Source organism: Thalassospira povalilytica (assembly GCF_002844235.1).
Taxonomy (GTDB): domain Bacteria; phylum Pseudomonadota; class Alphaproteobacteria; order Rhodospirillales; family Thalassospiraceae; genus Thalassospira; species Thalassospira povalilytica.
In genome coordinates, this window is record NZ_PGTS01000003.1 from 536,879 (window position 1) to 556,350 (window position 19,472).

General features: G+C 55.6%; 17 protein-coding genes. 10 read left to right on the forward strand and 7 right to left on the reverse strand.

The window, feature by feature from the left end; all coding sequences use genetic code 11:
- Nucleotides 1-129: 129 nt before the first annotated feature.
- The 5 genes from CU041_RS10925 to CU041_RS10945 form a co-directional block, all read right to left on the reverse strand.
- Nucleotides 130-2,145 carry a TRAP transporter permease gene (locus CU041_RS10925; protein ID WP_101246913.1) on the reverse strand — a complete coding sequence of 672 codons (2,016 nt, stop codon included), beginning with the start codon at nucleotides 2,143-2,145 and terminating at the stop codon, nucleotides 130-132.
- Nucleotides 2,146-2,150: 5 nt separating this feature from the next.
- Nucleotides 2,151-2,660, reverse strand: a complete 510-nt coding sequence (locus CU041_RS10930) for a DUF1850 domain-containing protein (protein ID WP_101246914.1) — start codon at nucleotides 2,658-2,660, stop codon at nucleotides 2,151-2,153.
- Nucleotides 2,657-3,622, reverse strand: coding sequence for a TAXI family TRAP transporter solute-binding subunit (locus CU041_RS10935; protein ID WP_101246915.1), 966 nt, complete (start codon nucleotides 3,620-3,622; stop codon nucleotides 2,657-2,659). Before CU041_RS10935 ends, CU041_RS10930 begins: the two co-directional genes overlap by 4 nt.
- Nucleotides 3,623-4,084: 462 nt before the next feature.
- Nucleotides 4,085-5,482 carry a sigma-54-dependent transcriptional regulator gene (locus CU041_RS10940; RefSeq protein ID WP_101246916.1) on the reverse strand — a complete coding sequence of 466 codons (1,398 nt, stop codon included), beginning with the start codon at nucleotides 5,480-5,482 and terminating at the stop codon, nucleotides 4,085-4,087.
- Nucleotides 5,479-7,266 carry a sensor histidine kinase gene (locus CU041_RS10945; RefSeq protein ID WP_228195038.1) on the reverse strand — a complete coding sequence of 596 codons (1,788 nt, stop codon included), beginning with the start codon at nucleotides 7,264-7,266 and terminating at the stop codon, nucleotides 5,479-5,481. The genes CU041_RS10940 and CU041_RS10945 overlap by 4 nt, the downstream gene beginning before the upstream one ends.
- A gap of 256 nt (nucleotides 7,267-7,522) precedes the next feature.
- On the opposite strand from CU041_RS10945, the gene CU041_RS10950 reads away from it, so the two are divergent.
- The 9 genes from CU041_RS10950 to CU041_RS10990 all read left to right on the forward strand — a co-directional run bounded on the left by CU041_RS10950 (nucleotide 7,523) and on the right by CU041_RS10990 (nucleotide 16,305).
- Nucleotides 7,523-8,239 (forward strand): response regulator transcription factor, encoded by a 717-nt coding sequence (locus tag CU041_RS10950; protein WP_101246917.1) that lies wholly within the window; start codon nucleotides 7,523-7,525, stop codon nucleotides 8,237-8,239.
- An 89-nt stretch (nucleotides 8,240-8,328) separates the two neighbouring features.
- Complete coding sequence (locus CU041_RS10955; RefSeq protein WP_228195039.1) at nucleotides 8,329-9,978, forward strand: stimulus-sensing domain-containing protein; 1,650 nt, start codon at nucleotides 8,329-8,331, stop codon at nucleotides 9,976-9,978.
- Nucleotides 9,979-10,088: 110 nt separating this feature from the next.
- Entirely contained in the window at nucleotides 10,089-10,529 is a 441-nt protein-coding gene (locus CU041_RS10960; protein WP_101247053.1) for an HPr kinase/phosphorylase, read from the forward strand.
- 10 nt (nucleotides 10,530-10,539) lie between these two features.
- Nucleotides 10,540-11,472, forward strand: coding sequence for an RNase adapter RapZ (gene rapZ / locus CU041_RS10965; protein WP_101246918.1), 933 nt, complete (start codon nucleotides 10,540-10,542; stop codon nucleotides 11,470-11,472).
- Nucleotides 11,473-11,491: 19 nt separating this feature from the next.
- Entirely contained in the window at nucleotides 11,492-11,896 is a 405-nt protein-coding gene (locus CU041_RS10970) for a PTS sugar transporter subunit IIA (protein WP_101246919.1), read from the forward strand.
- 64 nt (nucleotides 11,897-11,960) lie between these two features.
- Complete coding sequence (locus CU041_RS10975) at nucleotides 11,961-12,236, forward strand: HPr family phosphocarrier protein (protein WP_101246920.1); 276 nt, start codon at nucleotides 11,961-11,963, stop codon at nucleotides 12,234-12,236.
- A gap of 82 nt (nucleotides 12,237-12,318) precedes the next feature.
- A complete protein-coding gene (gene ptsP, locus CU041_RS10980; protein ID WP_233433083.1) occupies nucleotides 12,319-14,115 on the forward strand; it encodes a phosphoenolpyruvate--protein phosphotransferase in 1,797 nt (598 codons plus the stop codon).
- A 278-nt stretch (nucleotides 14,116-14,393) separates the two neighbouring features.
- Nucleotides 14,394-15,689 (forward strand): adenosylhomocysteinase, encoded by a 1,296-nt coding sequence (gene ahcY / locus CU041_RS10985; protein WP_101247055.1) that lies wholly within the window; start codon nucleotides 14,394-14,396, stop codon nucleotides 15,687-15,689.
- A gap of 232 nt (nucleotides 15,690-15,921) precedes the next feature.
- Nucleotides 15,922-16,305 carry a 5-carboxymethyl-2-hydroxymuconate Delta-isomerase gene (locus tag CU041_RS10990; RefSeq protein ID WP_101246921.1) on the forward strand — a complete coding sequence of 128 codons (384 nt, stop codon included), beginning with the start codon at nucleotides 15,922-15,924 and terminating at the stop codon, nucleotides 16,303-16,305.
- Here the strand turns inward: CU041_RS10990 and CU041_RS10995 are convergent, their stop codons facing one another.
- Nucleotides 16,306-17,241, reverse strand: a complete 936-nt coding sequence (locus tag CU041_RS10995; RefSeq protein WP_101247056.1) for a DUF294 nucleotidyltransferase-like domain-containing protein — start codon at nucleotides 17,239-17,241, stop codon at nucleotides 16,306-16,308. It abuts the gene before it with no gap.
- 195 nt (nucleotides 17,242-17,436) lie between these two features.
- Here CU041_RS10995 and CU041_RS11000 point away from each other — a divergent pair, with 195 nt between their 5' ends.
- Nucleotides 17,437-17,766: a DHCW motif cupin fold protein gene (locus CU041_RS11000; RefSeq protein WP_101247057.1), complete on the forward strand. Its 330-nt coding sequence runs from the start codon at nucleotides 17,437-17,439 to the stop codon at nucleotides 17,764-17,766.
- A 174-nt stretch (nucleotides 17,767-17,940) separates the two neighbouring features.
- Here the strand turns inward: CU041_RS11000 and CU041_RS11005 are convergent, their stop codons facing one another.
- Complete coding sequence (locus CU041_RS11005) at nucleotides 17,941-19,467, reverse strand: UxaA family hydrolase (RefSeq protein ID WP_101247058.1); 1,527 nt, start codon at nucleotides 19,465-19,467, stop codon at nucleotides 17,941-17,943.
- Nucleotides 19,468-19,472 lie beyond the last annotated feature (5 nt).

The following is a 19,472-nucleotide window of genomic DNA, read 5'->3' on the forward strand; positions in this document are numbered from 1 at the left end:
GTATGAGTATTACTGTATCGATTCAATCTGCTTGGGTCTACTGCCCGGTCGGGTAGGGTGGATATGCCAAAAGAAAAGCCCGCAACAAGATGTTGCGGGCTTTTCTGTAGTGTTTCGGATCAGGCTGGATCAGCTGGCCGCGACGCTTGGTGTCGGGCCGTTCTTTTTGCCTTTCCACCAGTTCAGGCCAAGGACGATCAGAAGCACGACGGTGCCGGCAATCTCGGCCTTGAGATCGGGATAGAAGACACCGACGGTGGCCGGAACGATCAGGATGCGCGAAATGACATCCATATGATCGAACAGGTATCCTTCAAGAGCCGCGGCAAAGGCCACCAGACACAGGATGGCGGTAAAGCCGGTCCACAGAACGATCTGGATCGAGCCGCCTTCGATGATTTCCGGATTGAAGACCATGAAGGCCGGGATCAGATAGAGACCCTTGGCGAATTTCCATGCCTGGATACTGGTTTCCATGGGATTGGCATTGGCAATCGCCGCTCCCGCAAACCCGGCCAGCGCAATGGGCGGTGTGACGTTACTGTCCTGCGAATACCAGAAGACCACGAGATGGGCGATCAGCAGCGGAATGCCGAACTCGTTCGAAAGTGCCGGGCCAACCAGAACGATCAGAACGATATAGGACGCCGTTACCGGCAGACCCATCCCGAGGATCAGGCTGGCAATCAGAACCAGAACCAGTGCCAGAACGATGTTGCCGCCCGAAAACGCGATCATCATCGAGGAGAATTTCAGGCCAAGGCCGGTCAGACCGACAACCCCGACAATGATGCCGGCAACCGCACAGGCCATCGAAACGGCAACGGCGTTTTTGGCACCGAGTTCAAGGGCGGCAATGGTGATTGCGATGCCTTTTTTGATCGCCTGTTTCAAGCCATCGTGACTTGGCTTTACCCCGTTTTGCGGAGCGACAAAGAAGTACCACAGCACATAGCGCAGGGCGGCAACCGCCATGACCGACAGAATGGCCCAGAAGCCCACCCGCATTGGCGAGATATTGAGCACGAGCAGATAAATCAGGATGCCCAGCGGCAGAATGAACTGCCAGCCTTCCTTAAGGACCTGACGCCAGTCAGGCAGTTCGGATGCCGGCATGCCGCGCATACCGTTTTTAAGCGCTACGATGTGCACGAACAGATAGACGGTGCCAAGATACAGGATCGCCGGGAAGATCGAGATCATGACGATATCGAGATAGGGCACCTGGGTGTATTCGGAAATCAGGAACGCACCCGCACCCATCAGCGGCGGGGTAATCTGACCGCCTGTGGATGCCGCGGCTTCGACACCGCCGGCCTGTGCCGGGCGATAGCCAAGGCGCTTCATCAGCGGGATGGTAAAGGCACCGGTGGTGACCACGTTGGCAATTGCCGATCCGCTGATCGATCCCATGCCGGCCGATGCCAGAACAGCAGCCTTTGCCGGGCCACCGGCCTTTTTGCCGGTCGCGGCATAGGCCATATCGATAAAGAATTTGCCCGCACCGGTGACTTCAAGGAAGGCGCCGAACAGAACGAACATGAAGATATAGGTCGCCGCAACCCCCATCGGCAGGCCATAGATGCCTTCCTGACCGAGATAGAGCTGACCGACAAGACGATCAATATCCGCACCGCGATGGGACAGGATGCCCGGCAGCCATTCGCCAAGCCACGGCAACGCCCCGCGCGGACCCGACAGGGCATAGACGATGGCGACAATCCCGATGATCGTCATGCCAAGACCAACAGCGCGGCGGCTTGCTTCGAGGACCGTGATGGTGGCGATCACGCCAATGATCAGGTCCGAGCTGCTCCAGAAACCGGCGCGGTTGATGATTTCGTCGAGATAGAAGGAAAGATAGAAGCCTGTGGTGAAGGCACCGGCCAGAAAGGCAAGATCAATCGCCCATCCAAGCACGCCGCGTTTCTTGTTGCTGCCGAAAACCGGGAACATCAGGAAGGCCAGGAACATGACGAAGGCAAGATGGATGCTGCGTTGGTAGAACAAACCAAGCGGCTCGATCCCTGCGCCATACATCTGGAACAAGGAGAGTGCGACTGCAACAATCGAAATTGCCAGCACAACCAGTTTGGGCTGTGGCAGTTTGTCCGTCATGGACGGAAGCGGTGCCGGTTCAGACATTAAACTTATTCCCCGGAATCAAGGCGGATGGTGACACGTGTATGTTCAGCCATCTTTGAAAGATAGATTTCGTCACCATCGGTTGTGACGATACGATGGTTAACCGCAAGCGACCCGACGCGCAGCACATAGGCATTGCCAGGCACGGGTTCGTCAATATCTTCGATCCAGTATCCCCCGCCTTCGGCACTGGTCAGAATGCCGCGACCGGGAAAATGTCCCAGTCCCGCTGCGAAGTCGGGCTGATAGGCGCGATGAAGAACCATCTTGCCAAGATCGTCTACGTAACAGTCGATCACGCCATCACCGGTAACAGAATGGTTCCAGTAAAGGCACCATCCGGTTTGACGGGCAATATCGGTCCGCGCAAGAACCGATCCGTCGGCACCGATGACTTCAAGATGGTCGACGGTTGTGCCGGGTTTGACTTCCTGATGGCTGGCGGGACCAGCACAGGCCGTGATCGAGAGAAGAAGGGCGGCCAGTAAAGGCCGCCCGAACTTTTTGGAAATCATGGATAGAGCTGCGGCGGAATCGGGTTGCCGGTCTCTTCGTAGTAACGCAGTGCGCCCGGATGCATCGGAATCGGAGTCGAGTTCAGAGCAAAGTCAACGGTGGTGTCGTTGGCGGCCGGGTGAATGGCGATCAGTTCGTCGACCTTTTCAAACAGGGTCTTGGTGATCTGATAAGCCAGTTCTTCATCCATGTCGGCATTCACGAACAGAACGTTCGGGGTCGAGATGGTGTTGACCGGTGCGGTGACGCCTTCGTAAACGCCGGTACGCAGGGCGTACGGTGCAAAGGTCGGTTCTGCGTCAAGAGCAGCGAGGATTTCCTCGTCGGTCAGAGCGATCAGCTTGATGTCGCGGGTGGTTGCGAGGTTCAGGATCGAGCTGGTGGGCGGGCCGACGCTCCAGAAACCGGCATCGATGTCGCCGTCACGAAGGGCGTCAGCGGTTTCGTTGAAGTTCAGGCGCTGTTCTTCGATGTCATCATAGGTGATGCCATTGGCTTCGAGCAGGGTTTTGGCCGAAACTTCGGTACCCGAACCCGGTGCGCCAACAGAAACGCGTTTGCCTTTAAGATCGGCAAGACCGTTGATGCCGCTGTCAGCCATGGTGACGATCTGAACCGCGTTCGGATAGATCGATGCCAGGGCACGGACGTTATCAAGGGTACGGCCTTCGAATTTGCCGGTGCCGGTGTAGCCCGCATAAACGGTGTCGGCCAGACCGATGGCGATATCACTGTCACCACGGGCGATCAGACCCATGTTTTCAACAGATGCGCCGGTAACTTCGGCAACAGCACTGGTGCCGTCGATGTATTTGGTGATCAGTTCTGCGAGACCACCGCCATACGGATAATAGGTACCGCCGGTACCACCGGTTGCAATTGAAAGCTGCTGTGCTGAAGCAGGAATAGCGGTCAGCATCATGGCTGCGGCTGCTGCTGAAAGCAGAGTACGTAGCTTCATGGTAGTCCTCCCTAGGGTTAACACTCTTTACGTCCAATTAATCAAAGATCGCTTTAGAAATCGGTTCTTCACGTTCTTGACCGGCCAATTGTCATGGCCTGTTATTCTTGGATTTCGCGAACTGGCCGGACAAAAATCCGTCGGGCAGATTCCCGATCAGGTTCCGGTTTCCGCCAACGCCACCTGCGGGCAGGGCGTTTGATACGGGCCGCTGAAATCGTCCAAGAGAGTTGATTTGAAAACAACCATTCCGTCACCCCGGACGGGGCTGGTTGTGTGGTCTCCTCCCTGTATTTCGATCATTTTATCATTTTGGTACTCGAATGTGCAATGAGTATGCCAAAACAGAAATAAAAAATACTATTTAAAATCAAATGCTTATTTTGCAGTTTTTTGACAAATCGGCATAATTTTGCCGATATGCCGGAATCAATCGGCGGATTCTTGCCGATGGGCCGGGGCTCAGACCGGCTTTTCGCGGCGGATATTGAGCTTTTTCATCTTCTCGTTCAGGGTCCGGCGCGGGATATCGAGTTCTTCCATCACCGACTTGATATTGCCGTCATGGCGATCAAGGGCATCGCGGATAACACGTTCTTCGAAATCACGCAGCTGATCGGCCAGGGCAAGGTCACCGGGCAAGCGTGATGTTTTCTCAAATCCGGCCTTGAACAGGCGCTTGAACCTTTCCTCAGGGCTTCCGACCAGAAGGACATAGCGTTCGGCCATGTTTTTCAATTCGCGGACATTGCCCGACCAGTCATGGGATTTAAGCTGCCCGATCAGGACCGGTCCCAGACGTTCATAGGGGCGTTCAAACCGTTCGGCGGCGCGTTCGGCAAAGATATCAAACAGCAGGGCCACGTCATCCTTGCGATCACGCAAGGGGGCGATGGCCAGTTCAAAAGTATTGATGCGAAACAGCAGATCTTCGCGGAATTTCCGTGCTGAGACGGCTTCGACCAGATCTTCGTTGGTGGCACAGATCAGCCGGAAATCGACCTTTACCGGGGCGTTTGAGCCGACGCGAACGACTTCGCGCTGTTCGATCACGCGCAGCAATTTGGCCTGAAGGGCAAGCGGCATGCTTGAGATTTCATCAAGGAAAAGCGTCCCGCCGATTGCATGTTCGATCCAGCCGACCCGCTGACTGACCGCCCCGGTAAAGGCACCCTTTTCATGGCCGAAAAGTTCGCTTTCCGCAGTGCTTTCGGGAATGGCGGCACAGTTGACTGCGACGAATTTTTCGTCGCGCCGGTCGCTCAGATCATGGATGGCACGCGCGACCAGTTCCTTGCCGGTGCCGGTTTCGCCGGAAATCAGGACCGGGACTTCGGTCGGTGCGATATTGGCAATTTCGTCCTTAAGGGCGCGCATCGGCAAAGAGTTGCCGATCAGGCGACTGTCCAGACTGCCGCGCTGGGCGATCTGTTGGCGCAGCTTGCGGTTTTCCAGAACCAGCCGACGCTTTTCGATGGCACGTTCGAGGCTTTCGACAATGTCTTTGGGTTCAAACGGTTTTTCGACAAAGTCATAGGCGCCGCTTTTCATGGCCTCGACCGCCATGGGGACATCGCCATGGCCTGTCATCAGGATGACGGGGATATCGGAATCGGCTGATAGCACCGAGCGGGTAAAGGAGATGCCATCGAGTTTGGGCATCTTCACATCGGTCAGGATGACCCCGGCAAAATCCGGGCGGATATCGCGCAGGGCTTCGCGGGCGTCCTCATAGACGGTGACATCGAAATCAGACAGTTCCAGCCATTGCGACAGCGCCATGCGCATGGCGGCATCATCATCGACAATAATGATGTGCGGTTTTGCGAATTGATCCTGGGTCTGATCTGATGACGTCACGTTTTCTTGTCCCTGAGCAACGGCAATCGAACTTCGAAACAGGCACCGCCGGTAGTGGTGTTATAGGCTTTGATGGTGCCGCCAAAGTCCCGCACAATGCCATAAGTTACCGAAAGTCCCAATCCCACACCTTGGCCCGGGTCCTTGGTGGTGAAGAACGGATCAAAAAGCAGCGACAGCGTTTCGTCATTCATGCCCGGTCCGGTATCGGTAATGCGCATGACGACATCGTTACGGTTGCTGCTCAGATCGATGCGGATGCGTTTGACCGAACTGTTTTCCATGGCATCGAGCGCATTGCGGATGATGTTGACGCAAATCTGTTCGATACGGACCAGATCGGCATGGACAAAAAGCGGTGTTTCGGGTTCGTGGCGTTCGAGCGTGCAGTTTTCAGAATCGAGTTGCGGGCTGAGAAGTTGCAGGGCGTTGTTCAGCGCGATCTTGAGGTCAACGGCCTCCAGCACGCCGGTTGATTTGCGCGAGAATGTCTTGAGCTGTCCGGTGATCGCCCCCATGCGTTCGGTCAGTGATGAAATCTGGCCGATATTCTGATCAAGCTGGTCGGTCTTGCCGCGTTCGATCATCAGTTTGGCACTGGCGCAGAATGTCCGGATGGCGGCAATCGGCTGATTGATTTCATGGGCGATGGCCGCCGACATCTGACCCAGGGCGGCCAGTTTTCCGGCCTGAACCAGTTCATTCTGGGTGCCGCGCAGTTCTTCTTCGGTCCTGCGGCGTTCGTTGATTTCTTCTTCCAGCCGGGTGTTGAGTGCCTGAATGCGTTCGAATTCGCGGGCTTCGCGCTGGGATGCCAGTTTCAGTTCGCGTTCGCGCAAGAACAGGATGACCAGCACGATCATCCCCCCGCCGATAATGGCAATCAGCATGACGGCGGCCTGACGGTCGGTAACCTGATCCATCGAGGTCAGATAATAGATGCGCCAGTCACTGCCGCGGATCGGTTTGCTGTCAAACAGGAAACGCTGGGAACTGATGGTGACGATGCCCGAACCCTTGGCCAGTTGCTGTCCGACATTAAGCGATGTCAGATCACGGCCGGAATATTGGCGGTTGCGCACAATGCGCGCACGATCGGCATCCGAAAGGGGCGACAGGGTCCGGTATTTCCAGTCGCCACGACTGGTCAGGGTGATAACGCCATCGGCATCGGCAACGAAGACGGTTTCGCCGCCTTCCTGCCAGTTCATTTCAAGTTCATCGAGTTCGAGTTTGACGACAACAACCCCGATAACCGCGCCATTCTGGCGAATGGAATTGGAAATGAACAGGCCGGCCCGCCCGGTGGTGACCCCGATGCCAAAAAAGAATCCCTCGTTGCCAGCGATTGCCTGACTGAAATAGGGGCGGAATGAATAATCCTCGCCAACGAAGCTGTCGGGCGTGTTCCAGTTGCTTGAGGCAACGGTCATCCCGGTTTTGTCGAGAACATAAAGCGCCGCGGCCCCGGACCGGTCATTGACCCGTTCAAGATAGAAATTGGCAATCTGGGCTGATTGCGGATCGGAGATCGCATCAATCACCTGATGATGGCGGGCCACGACATAGGGCAGATAGCGATACCGGTCGATTGCCGCGCGCAGGGAACTGTCATAAAGGGCAAGGCGCGCCTGTCCTGTGGTTTCAAGTTCGCGGATCGTCAGATTGCCGGTCGAACTGACGGCAAGCCACACCACCAGGGCCGAAATCACCGTGCCTGCGAAGGTCAGGCTTGCGCGGCTGAAATTGCGTAACCAGTAAAAAATTGCGGCCTCCGACAGCATCAGGGATCAATTATCCGTGTCGCGCGTTTCCGATGGATTGGCGAATTGACCCCGGGATGGTGATTGTTATTGGGCGGGTTGGCGTAAAGTCAACAAATACAGGTAAATCGCGGTGATTGCTGTGCGTGTATTCGATAGGCCTTAATTATGCCGCAAGCGGTTATTTTTTCGCCACATTGGAATGTAAATTGTATAGTCGCAAAACTGAATTGGGTTTCGGCCCGCAAATTGTATCTGTCCAGATGACGAGGTCCAGGTGAGTAAGATCGCACTTGTTGATGACGACCGTAATATCCTGACGTCTGTTTCCATGGCCCTGGAAGAAGAGGGTTATGAGGTTCTGACATATTCGGATGGTTCGGAGGCGCTGCATGCCCTGACCAAGGAAGAACCGGATCTTGCCGTGCTTGATATCAAGATGCCGCGCATGGACGGATTGGAGCTTCTGACCCATCTGCGCAAGAAGACCGAAATGCCGGTCATTTTCCTGACATCGAAAGATGACGAGGTTGATGAGCTGACCGGTCTTCGCATGGGGGCAGACGATTATATCAAGAAGCCGTTTTCCCAGCGTCTGCTGATTGAACGTATCCGCACATTGTTGCGCCGTTCGGAAATCATGCGCGCAGGCGGTGTGCGCCCGAACGGGTCGGATGATGTGTTGCAGCGTGGGGATCTGGTTCTTGATCCGTCGCGTCACATGTGCAGCTGGAAAGGCCAGCATGTGAACCTGACCGTGACCGAGTTCCTGTTGATCCAGGCACTTGCGAAACATCCGGGCCATGTGAAAAACCGTGACCAGCTGATCGATGCGGCCTATGGCGAGCATATCTATGTTGATGACCGCACGATTGACAGCCACATCAAGCGCCTGCGCAAGAAGTTCCGCGAAACCGACAAGGAATTCAAGGAAATCGAAACGCTGTATGGCGTCGGATACCGGTATCGCGACTCTGCCACTGTTGCAGGTTGATCAGACGAATTATGGTGCCGGGACACATATGTTCCGGCATCTGTCATTTTTGCCGGCCCGACCATGACGGGCCAGTTACGCAGGTTTGAATGAGCGATCAAAGCGCTGGCGATCAGGACCAGACGACAAGCCAGTCCGAAACACGGACGGCACGCATAGAGGAACGCCACGGGCTGTTTTCCCCGTTGACCTGGCGCATTCTTGCCGTGAATGCGCTGGCGCTGTTTGTTTTGGTGGCGGGGATTTTGTATCTCGGCCGCTACAAGCAGGAACTCATTCATTCCGAGCTTGAAGCGATGGCCGTACAGGCCGAAATGTATGCTGCTGCGCTTTCGACATCGGCCGTCAGTTCCGAAGATGATGCAACCAACCGGGTGAAACTTGAAGTCGCACGCGAAATGGTGCGCCGTCTGGTCGGGATTACCGGCGCGCGGACGCGGCTTTTTGCCACCAACGGCAAATTGATGGCCGATAGCCGCAATATCCAGTCCTTTGGCGCGGGCACCATTCAGGCCGAAGAATTGCCCGCACCGGGCGATGAAGATGCCTTTGCCGAAATCATGCGCAAACTGACAGACGGGCTTTTGACCCTGTTTGAAGGCGAGCAGCCCTTGCCGCTTTATGTTGATCCGCCGGTTGCCAGTGCAGCCGATTATCCGGAAGTGCGCGCAGCCCTTGCCGGCTATTCGCGCGGCGTGGTCCGGGTTGATAGCCAGGGGCGGCGTATTTTGTCCGTATCGGTGCCGGTGGCACGGTTCAAGCAGGTGCTGGCATCGGTGATGCTGACCAAAAGCGGCGAGCAGATCGAAAGTGCCCTGCATGCGGTGCGACTTGATATCCTGAAAATCTTTGTTTTTGCCTTTGGCATCACGGTGTTGCTGTCGATTTATCTGGCCGGGGTGATTACCCGTCCGCTTAATCGTCTGGCGCGCGCCGCCGAACGGGTCCGGCGCAGCAAAAACCGCCAATTCACCATCCCCGATCTTTCGGACCGGCGCGATGAAATCGGCGATCTTTCGACCACCCTTCGCGATATGACCGAAACGCTTTGGGATCGTATGGATGCGATTGAACGGTTTGCCGCCGATGTCGCGCATGAAATCAAAAACCCGCTGACATCGCTGCGCAGTGCGGTGGAAACGGCCACCCGGCTTAAAGATCCGGAACGCCAGCGCCGTCTGATGGAAATCATTGCCGAAGACGTGCAGCGTCTTGACCGACTTATCAGTGATATTTCCGACTATTCGCGCATGGATGCCGAATTGTCGCGTGCCGAAAGCGAAGAGGTCGATCTTCGGGTTCTGTTGCAGACGCTGGGCGAGCTTTACAATGCCGATCCGAGCGGCCCGCGCATTCGGGTATCTGTGCCCGAAGATCTGAATGTTCCCGCCCTTGAAAGCCGCTTGACCCAAGTGTTCAGAAACCTGATTTCAAACGCCATCACCTTCAGCCCCGAAGGCGGCGAAGTCCGCGTGCGGGCATGGCGTGACAAGGATTGGGCGGTAATCACGATCGAAGATGACGGGCCGGGCATTCCGCCGGGTAAGGAAGAGGCGATCTTTGACCGCTTCTATACCGAGCGGCCATCGACCGAGAAATTCGGGCAGCATTCGGGGCTTGGTCTTTCGATTTCCAAGCGGATCATTTCTGCCCATAACGGCGAACTGAGTGCACAGAATCGGGTGGTTGATGACGCGGTCAAGGGCGCGATATTCACCATTCGCCTGCCGCTGGAATAAGAATTTTCCGATCAGAAACCGCCAAACGCTTATGCGGAAGGTCAGGTTGCGCCCGATCCGCTTGTTTGGTGTTTGACAACAAACGCCCGGCCCCGCATCGTTTTCCCATTATGTCCCAACTTCATGCAAACTGTGTCCAGATCGGTGCCCATGCGCTGTTATTGCGCGGGCCGTCCGGTTCGGGAAAATCCAGTATTTCCTTGCGCCTGATTGATGCGGGGGGCTGTCTGATTTCGGATGATCGGACGGACCTTGTTGCGCGTGACGGACGTTTGATCGCAACAGCGCCATCAACGATTGCCGGGTTGTGCGAAGTGCGCGGCATCGGCATTGTACGCGGATTGCCGATTGCCGCCGAAGGCGATGTCAGGGTTCTGATTGATCTGGTGGCGGACGCAACCCAGGTTGAAAGAATGCCGCACTGCACTGCCGAAGAGATTTGTGGCATAACTGTCCCGCGTTGGACATTATGTGCAACCGATCGGGCACTTGATGCCAAGATCAGGGTCGCGCTGGCAGTTGCGACCGGTGAAATGCGACTTGAAGCTTAAGGACTCTGTTTTGCAGAAAACGCCTGTCAAATCGTCTGATGACCTGCAAACCGCGCTTGGCAGTTTTGATGGCAAAAGCGGTCTTGTTCTTGTCACCGGTGTATCGGGGGCCGGTCGGACGACCACCCTTAAGATCCTTGAAGATTTCGGGTTTGATGCGGTGGATAACCTGCCGCTTAGGATGTTGTCGGCACTGGTGCCAAGCGATTGCCGCCCCGACCGTCCGATTGCCATCGGACTGGATATCCGTACCCGTGATTTCGGCGTGGACCAGTTTGTCGACATTGTCGGACGTTTGCGCAAACAGACCGGCATGGAACCGTTGATGATCTATGTCGATGCCGAGACATCGGTATTGCAGCGCCGCTTCACCGAGACGCGGCGTCCCCATCCGTTAAGCCACGACCGGCCGCTGGTGGATGCGATCGAGCATGAAAAACGCCTGATGGCGCCGATTGCGGCGACGGCGGACATGCGGATCGACACATCCAGAATGAAATCGGCCGAACTTCGCAAGATCCTTCAGGACCAGTTCGACATTGGCGAAAACGAAGGCATGGCGATTTTTGTCAAAAGCTTTTCGTTCCGTCAGGGTGTGCCGGCAGAAGCCGATCTGGTTTTTGACGTTCGCTTTCTGCGCAACCCGCATTATGATCCCGAGCTTCGCCTTTTGACCGGGATGAATGACCGGGTGGGCAAATATATTGAAGAAGACCCGGACTTCGCAGGGTTCATCACCCGTTTGAAGGCAATGCTGGAGCCGATTTTGCCGCGCTATGCGCAAGAAGGGAAAAGCTATCTGACCATTGCGATCGGATGTACGGGTGGACAACATCGTTCGGTTTATATCGCGCGGATACTCAATGACTGGATTGCCGATCTGGGATATGACACACATCTCGGACATCGAGACAAGCCAGATGAACCGACATCGGGGGAGTGACTAAAATGGAGAAAACTGCATGATCGGGATGGTGCTGGTCACCCATGGCGATCTCGCGAAAGAGTTCGTATCTGCCTTGCAGCACGTCGTTGGCGAGCAGGAAAATGTCGAAGCGGTCTGTATCGGACCCGATGATGACATGGAACAACGCCGTTCGGACATTCTTGCCAGCGTCGAAAAGGTCGATAGCGGCAAGGGGGTTGTCCTTTTGACTGACATGTTTGGCGGGACTCCGTCCAATCTGGCGATTTCCATCATGGAACAGGCAAATGTCGAAGTTATCGCAGGGGTAAATTTACCTTTGTTGATTAAACTGGCATCTGTTCGCATCGACGGGACACTGGCCGAGACGGTAAATGCGGCCCAGGATGCCGGACGCAAATATATCAACGTCGCGTCGCGTCTGCTAAGCGGCGAGGAATAAGTCAGCAACAAAAATAAGAAGGCCGGATGTATCGCGATCACGCATCCGGCTGGCGGGGACATAGATGGCGCAAAAGGAAAAACGAATCCTTACGATCAGCAACCAGCGTGGATTGCACGCGCGGGCGGCGGCGAAATTTGTTAAACTGGCTGGTGAATTTGAATCCAGCATCATGGTCCGCAATCGCGGCACCGAAGTTTCGGGCGTATCGATCATGGGGCTTATGATGCTTGCGGCATCGATCGGTACCGAGATCGAAGTCGAAGCCACCGGACCGGACGCCACCAAGGCGATCGAGGCCCTGAACGAACTGGTCGATGCAAAGTTCGACGAAGAATAAGCCGACCGGCAATACCCAAGATTTCTGAAACCAAGACTTCTGACTTTCGGGAAAACAACAAGAACAGGTTCTGACCCTAGGTTTGCAAGTTCCGCCAAAAGACACAACCATCACCGACGATCACGCAACCGGCGCACGCCGCGTCATTACCGGGCTGGGCGCATCGGGTGGAATTGTGATTGGTCGGGCCTTTGTTCTGGACCGGCAATATATCCAGATCAGCCGCAAACCGGTTGCCGAAGACGCCATTCAGGCCGAATGCAAACGTCTGCATGACGGTGTTGGCGAAAGTATCGATCAGCTAAAACGGCTGAAATCCCAATCATCGACCGCCGACAGTGCCGCCTCCGAGGAGCTTGGCTTCCTTTTGGATGCCTATATCCACATGCTGACCCAGTCGCGTCTGGTGCGCGGAGCAGAAGAACTGATTGTGTCGCGCCGCCTTAATGCGGTGCATGCGGTCAGCGAGGTGATCGACGCCATCGCGACCCAGTTTTCGGGCATGGATGATCGCTATATCGCCGCACGTGCCACCGATATCCGCGAAGTTGGCCTGCGTCTGATGCGCTGTTTGATGGGGGAAACCGACCGGGCGGTGGACAAGGCGCCCAAGGGGGCGATCCTGATTGCAGAAGATGTCAGCCCGGCCGACATGGCACGGTTTGAACCGGGACAAATGACCGCGTTTGTCACGGCCCTTGGCGGGGCCGAGGGGCATACCGCGATCATGGCGCGATCCCTTGGCATTCCGGCGGTTCTCGGGGCGGCTGATATTATTCGCGGGGTATCTGGCGGGGACCAGATCATTGTCGATGGCGGGCGCGGTGAAGTCATTCTGTCGCCGACGGACGCCGATATCGAACATTACAGTCAGCGTCGTGCCGACTGGCTGGCAGCACGTGACAAGCTTGCCGCCCTTCGTGATGTGCCATCGGCGACCCGCGACGGGGTGGATATTGATCTTCATGCCAATATCGAATTGCCGATCGAACTTTCGGCCGCCCTTGAAAACGGGGCGACGGGCATCGGGCTTTTGCGCAGTGAATTCATGTTCATGAACAAGGATTACCTGCCCGACGAGGATGAGCAATACGAAGAACTGGCCGATATCGTAAAGCGGATGGACGGCAAGCCGGTGACGATCCGTACCCTTGATATCGGGGGGGAGAAGCTGGCCGTGGCCTTGCAGTCGGAAATCGCATCGGGGCCAAACCCGGCCCTTGGTTTGCGCGGTATCCGGTTGTCGCTTCGGAAATCGGAACTTCTTGAAGTGCAGTTTGCCGCCATCTTGCGGGCGTCATTGCATGGACCGGTGCGGGTTCTGATCCCGATGGTGGTCGGGGTGCATGAAATGACCCGGGCGCGCCAGATATATGAAACCGTGGCCAAACGCCTGCGCAAGGAGGGGCATGCCATCCCCGAAACCTTGCCACCGCTGGGCGCAATGATCGAAATTCCCGCCGCGGCGATTGCCATTGATACCCTGTCGCGGGAATGCGATTTCTTTGCGATCGGGACCAATGACTTGACGCAATATACCCTGGCGATCGATCGAACCGATGATCAGGTCGCGGGTCTTTATGATCCGCTTAATCCGGCTGTGCTGCGCCTGATCCGGGATGTGATCCGGGTGGCGGGCGAACGCGACATTCCGGTCAGTGTTTGCGGGGAAATGGCCGGTGATCCGCGCTATGTGCCGCTTTTCATCGGGTTCGGGTTGCGCAATCTTTCGATGTCGCCGGTCAATCTGTTGCCGGTCAAACAGCGGCTGCGCCGGCTTGATACCCGCAATTCCCACCATCAGGCCAATCGGGTCATGGAACAATGGGATTCGGCGCGGATCGCCATGATGCTTGACGATTTTAACGATCTGGCCTGATTGCATGGCCGGGCGGTCTTGCCCAAACAGACAATCATCCCGACATAGGGGACACCCAAGTCAATTTGCACGGCGATCCGGCGGATTTCGGCGGCGCGTTGCCGTTTGCGCGATGCATGTTGCGTATTTGGGCAAAAAAAAGACTTGAAAACGATATAAAGAAATCTTTATATGTGACCCATCGCGGTCAGAGAAGTGATCGCAACAGAATTTCTCGGCGTATCGGCAAGACCAGAAGTCTTTGGCGGATGCGCCATTCCTGTTTGATTGGAGACGACATGTCGAACTTTACCGATTACAAGGTCGCGGACATTTCGCTGGCCTCGTGGGGCCGCAAGGAAATCGCGATTGCCGAAACCGAAATGCCGGGCCTGATGGCGCTGCGCGAAGAGTATGGCAATGCAAAACCGCTTGCTGGCGCACGCATCGTCGGCTGCCTGCACATGACCATCCAGACCGCAGTTCTGATCGAGACGCTGACGGCACTTGGTGCTGAAGTTCGCTGGTCGTCGTGCAACATCTTCTCGACCCAGGATCAGGCTGCTGCGGCGATTGCGGCTGCTGAAATTCCGGTCTTCGCATGGAAAGGCGAAACCGAGGAAGAATTCTGGTGGTGCATCGAGCAGACCATTTCCGGTCCGAACGGCTGGAAGCCGAACCTTATTCTTGATGATGGCGGCGACGTTACCCAGCTGATCCATGACAAGTATCCGGAACTTCTCGAAGACATCAAAGGTCTGTCGGAAGAAACCACCACCGGTGTACATCGCCTTTATGAAATGGCGAAAAAAGGCACGCTCAAGGTTCCGGCGATCAACGTCAATGACTCGGTCACCAAGTCGAAATTCGACAACCTTTATGGCTGCCGTGAGTCGCTTGTTGATGGCATCAAGCGCGCAACCGACGTGATGGTTGCGGGCAAGATCGCGGTTGTTGCCGGCTTTGGCGACGTGGGCAAAGGTTCTGCTGCTTCGATGCGCAGTCAGGGTGCCCGCGTTCTGGTAACCGAAATCGATCCGATCTGCGCGCTTCAGGCCGCAATGGAAGGTTACGAAGTCACCACCATGGAAGACGCAGCCCCGGTTGGCGATATCTTTGTCACCACCACCGGTAACATCGACATCATCACGCTTGACCACATGCGTGCGATGAAAGACCGCGCAATTGTTTGCAACATCGGTCACTTCGATTCCGAAATCCAGATCGGTTCGCTGCGCAATTACAAGTGGGACAACGTCAAGCCGCAGGTCGACGAAGTCGAGTTCCCGGATGGCAAACGTCTGATCGTTCTGGCCGAAGGTCGTCTGGTCAACCTTGGTTGCGCAACCGGTCACCCGAGCTTTGTGATGTCGGCATCCTTCACCAACCAGGTGCTGGCACAGATCGAGCTGTGGAAAAACCACGCGAACTACGAAAACAAGGTTTATGTCCTGCCCAAACACCTTGATGAGAAAGTTGCAGCCCTGCATCTTGACCGTCTTGGCGTGAAACTGACCAAACTGTCCCAGGAACAGGCTGATTATATCGGCGTTCCGCAGGCTGGTCCGTTCAAGCCGGATCATTACCGCTACTAATCGGTTATCACCGATCTGCATCAAAGCCGGTCTGTTCGTTCAGACCGGCTTTTTTGTGTTTTATACCCATGGGATCGACGCCTGACCGGGCAGAAACAAAATCGATGCACAGCAAATTGAAAAGGTTCTAGGATCGGGTGTGACTTATATGATTGTATGGGAAGCTGAACTGATGTGAGCCGGTTCTTTCCGGCTTGTCAGCGCCATTCCGCCACCACAGAGAAATCGATCCATGCCCCAGCTTGAAATCGAATATTCCGCCAAACTGCCGATTGCCGACGAGTTGTCCAAGCTTGCGGTTGATCTTCATTATGTTGTCGCGCGCGAAGCCGATGCGGATCTTGGGTCTTTCAAAACCCGGATTACACCGCTTGAAAATGTGGTGATTGCCGATGGCAGTGACCGGCATGCCATGGTTCATCTTGATATCCGCTTATTGTCGGGGCGCAGTGAACGGGCGAAATTTGCCACCGGCGAAGCGGCCCTTGCGGCCTTGCGCGACCGGCTGGAATGGCTGGTTGGGGATTATGCGGTGCAATTTACCGTCGAGGTCCATGACCTTGACCGGGCCAATTACCACAAACATGTCACCGGTGTTGCACAGGTGCCCGGCTGATTACATCAGAAGGGCTTCGTGGATCGGGTGATCTGGCCCGTATCGGTCATTGAGAAGCTTGATCAGCTCACGCGAGAATTCCTTTCCGGCATCAAGCAACGACCGTAATTCCGCATCATTGCGATCATGCGGGCCGACCCCGTCCAGACGTGCGCGCACATCGGGATCGGACAATTCGCGCAGGAACCGGTCATAAAGTTCAAGCGCAGGTAGGCTTTTTTCACCAAACACGGTTTGCAGGCGCGTAATAGGCGGAAGTTGTAAAAGTTCCGACAGTTTTTCACGTTTCCCCGCATAATCACGACCCGCAGTTTCAGCAGCCGCAATAATGCCGCCGAAATAAAGCATTTTACGTGAAAAGACGAGTTTCAGCCGCCGTGGCGCCCAGGCCTTGCTGGCGTCGCCTTCGCGGGTTTTGATTTCAAAATCGACACTGATGGTCCGGTAATAGCGGATCACATCATTGACCAGAAATCGCGCAATCGAGTCCCGGGTGACCGATGTGGTGACGTAATTGGCGATCAGATCGTCAAAGAATTTGCGTTTGCCCGCTTCGTTATAAAGCCATTCGCATTCCAGTAGGAACAGCAGCCGCCGGGTAGTAATCGAGTTGGTATCGCCATCCAGACCGATGCGATTTACCAGTTCTTCGGCGGTGACATAGGATGAAAACGGGCCGTTTACGGCCGGTTTGCGGGTCACCATTTTGCCAAGGATATCGGCGACATCCTGATGGGGGGCCTGATCACGTTCGGCTTCGCGGCCAATGATGAAGTAATCAAGATCGGATTGATCGGATGCCTCGTGCCGGCCATAGGAACCGGTTACCACAACGCAAAAATTATCACCCGTCAGGCGGTTGCCCAACGCATCACGCATCTCTGCCAGGCGACGGGCAGAGTAATCCTGATTGATGGCGATGGTTGCGGGTAACAAGATCGGGACAGCCTCTTGGTGCGACTCGTTGATTACCAACTATCTGCGTAACGGTTAAAGATTAATACCGCGTTTAACTTATATGGGGTGTGGGGGATTAAGATGATTGACGGTCCGGTTAAAAAGCCCAAACTTGGCGCCCGGGTTTCGGCACCGGAAACCGCGCCCCACAGATTTTTAGAAAAGATTCCCGCCATGGACATCGCCAATTTGCCATTCGGCACGACCGACTGGTCAAGTGTTGAAGCCACCAGACATCCCGGCGAGACCGGATTTGCCACCTGGCGCACCCGACAATTCGGTCCGATCCGGGTTCGAATGGTGCAATATTCACCGGGCTATCTTGCCGATCACTGGTGTTCGAAGGGGCATATCCTGCTGTGCCTTGAAGGCGAACTTGTGACCGAACTTGACGATGGCCGGACCTTCATTCTCAAACCCGGTATGAGCTACCAGGTGGCCGACAATGCCGAAGCCCACCGTTCATCAACCAAAAGCGGTGCGACCTTGTTTGTGGTCGATTGACATTGTGTCAGCGCGTTGCGGGGCGATATCGGCCAGCGCGTCAGGCAGTCCCGCGTAACAGGAAGGACTGCCTTGCTGGGCATCGTATTTGACGGCGTGCTCAAGCCAGCCCGGTTTCCGACATCCTTGAAAATATGACGTCATGCGACAGTTCGCATCCGAGGTTCATGATCGCTACATCACCGCCCCGATTTGCCAGGGGACAAATTCCGCACTGCCAAAGCCAAGGGCCTCGCTTTTGCTTTTGGTGCCCGATGCAATCCCAAGAAACAGGTCGAATATTTCGCGGCCTTTTTCTTCGATTGTAACGGCACCATCGACAATGGTCCCGCAATTGACGTCCATGTCTTCGGACATGTTTTCATACATCGTGCTGTTGGTTGCCAGCTTGATGCACGGGCTTGGCACATAGCCCGAAACCGATCCGCGACCGGTTGTAAAGGCAATCAGGGTAGCCCCGCTTGCGATTTGGCCGGTGACAGAGCATGGGTCGTAGCCGGGGCTGTCCATAAAGACAAAGCCCTTGTTGGTGATGATCTGACCAAATTCATAGACATCGGTCAGGGGGGCGGTGCCGCCCTTGGCAACGGCGCCCAGTGACTTTTCCAGAATGGTGGTCAAGCCGCCCCGTTTGTTGCCCGGCGACGGGTTGTTGTTCATTTCGCCGCCGCGCACCGATGTGTAGTTTTCCCACCACAAAATCCGGTCGACCAGTTTCTGGCCAACCGCGTCATTGATGGCGCGCCGGGTCAGAAGATGTTCGGCCCCATAGATTTCAGGTGTTTCCGAAAGGATGGTTGTACCGCCGTGACGGACCAGCAAATCGGACGCATAGCCGAGTGCGGGATTGGCGGTAATGCCGGAATATCCATCCGATCCACCGCATTGCAGACCGACAATCAATTCGGATGCCGGTGCGCGGACCCGCTTGGCCTGATTGGCGCGAAGGGCCAGATCACGAACAATATCAACGCCGCGTTCGACAGTTTGGCGTGTGCCGCCGCTGTTCTGGATGGTCATGTAGTGGAAATTGCCGTCATGACGCAGTTTTTCAGCACCGACAAGATCTTCGACCTGCATGGCTTCGCACCCCAGACCGACCAGAAGGATACCGCCAAAATTCGGATGTTTGGCATAGCCCGCAAGGGTTCGAAACAGGGTGTCATAGCCCTCGTCATGGCGGCCCATGCCACAGCCACTGCCATGCACGATCGGCACGATGCCATCGACATTTTCAAGATCGGTAAACCAGCCGGTTTTTTTCGCCTGTTCGGCAATGAAACGCGCGACACTGCCCGAGCAATTCACCGATGTCAGAACACCGATATAGTTCCGGGTGCCAAAGCGTCCGTCACTGCGCGGATAACCCATGAAAAAGCGCGTATCCGATGCGGGAGGCAAAGGTTTGGCATCTTTGCTGAAATCATAGTTCTGGCGATGGTCGCTCATGCCGAGATTGTGGGTATGAACATGATCGCCGGGTTTGATGTCGGTGGTGGCAACACCAATGATCTGACCATAGCGCAGAACAGATTGGCCGGCGGCAATTGGACGTATTGCGACTTTGTGGCCACGTGCGACCGGAGCAGTCAGGGTGACAGAACTTTGCGAAAGTTCTGCCCCCGTTTTCAGGTCCGCCAGGGCAATTTCGACATTGTCGCCGGGATGCAGCAAGATGCTGATGGGTGGGGATTGGGTCATTTGCA

What these genes read in the sequence shown, in the direction of transcription:
- CU041_RS10925 (WP_101246913.1), bottom strand. Translation starts at nt 2,145, where the DNA reads ATGTCTGAACCGGCACCGCTTCCGTCCATGACGGACAAACTGCCACAG.
- CU041_RS10930 (WP_101246914.1), bottom strand. Translation starts at nt 2,660, where the DNA reads ATGATTTCCAAAAAGTTCGGGCGGCCTTTACTGGCCGCCCTTCTTCTC.
- CU041_RS10935 (WP_101246915.1), bottom strand. Translation starts at nt 3,622, where the DNA reads ATGAAGCTACGTACTCTGCTTTCAGCAGCAGCCGCAGCCATGATGCTG.
- CU041_RS10945 (WP_228195038.1), bottom strand. Translation starts at nt 7,266, where the DNA reads ATGCTGTCGGAGGCCGCAATTTTTTACTGGTTACGCAATTTCAGCCGC.
- CU041_RS10955 (WP_228195039.1), top strand. Translation starts at nt 8,329, where the DNA reads ATGAGCGATCAAAGCGCTGGCGATCAGGACCAGACGACAAGCCAGTCC.
- CU041_RS10960 (WP_101247053.1), top strand. Translation starts at nt 10,089, where the DNA reads ATGTCCCAACTTCATGCAAACTGTGTCCAGATCGGTGCCCATGCGCTG.
- CU041_RS10970 (WP_101246919.1), top strand. Translation starts at nt 11,492, where the DNA reads ATGATCGGGATGGTGCTGGTCACCCATGGCGATCTCGCGAAAGAGTTC.
- CU041_RS10975 (WP_101246920.1), top strand. Translation starts at nt 11,961, where the DNA reads ATGGCGCAAAAGGAAAAACGAATCCTTACGATCAGCAACCAGCGTGGA.
- ahcY (WP_101247055.1), top strand. Translation starts at nt 14,394, where the DNA reads ATGTCGAACTTTACCGATTACAAGGTCGCGGACATTTCGCTGGCCTCG.
- CU041_RS10990 (WP_101246921.1), top strand. Translation starts at nt 15,922, where the DNA reads ATGCCCCAGCTTGAAATCGAATATTCCGCCAAACTGCCGATTGCCGAC.
- CU041_RS11000 (WP_101247057.1), top strand. Translation starts at nt 17,437, where the DNA reads ATGGACATCGCCAATTTGCCATTCGGCACGACCGACTGGTCAAGTGTT.
- CU041_RS11005 (WP_101247058.1), bottom strand. Translation starts at nt 19,467, where the DNA reads ATGACCCAATCCCCACCCATCAGCATCTTGCTGCATCCCGGCGACAAT.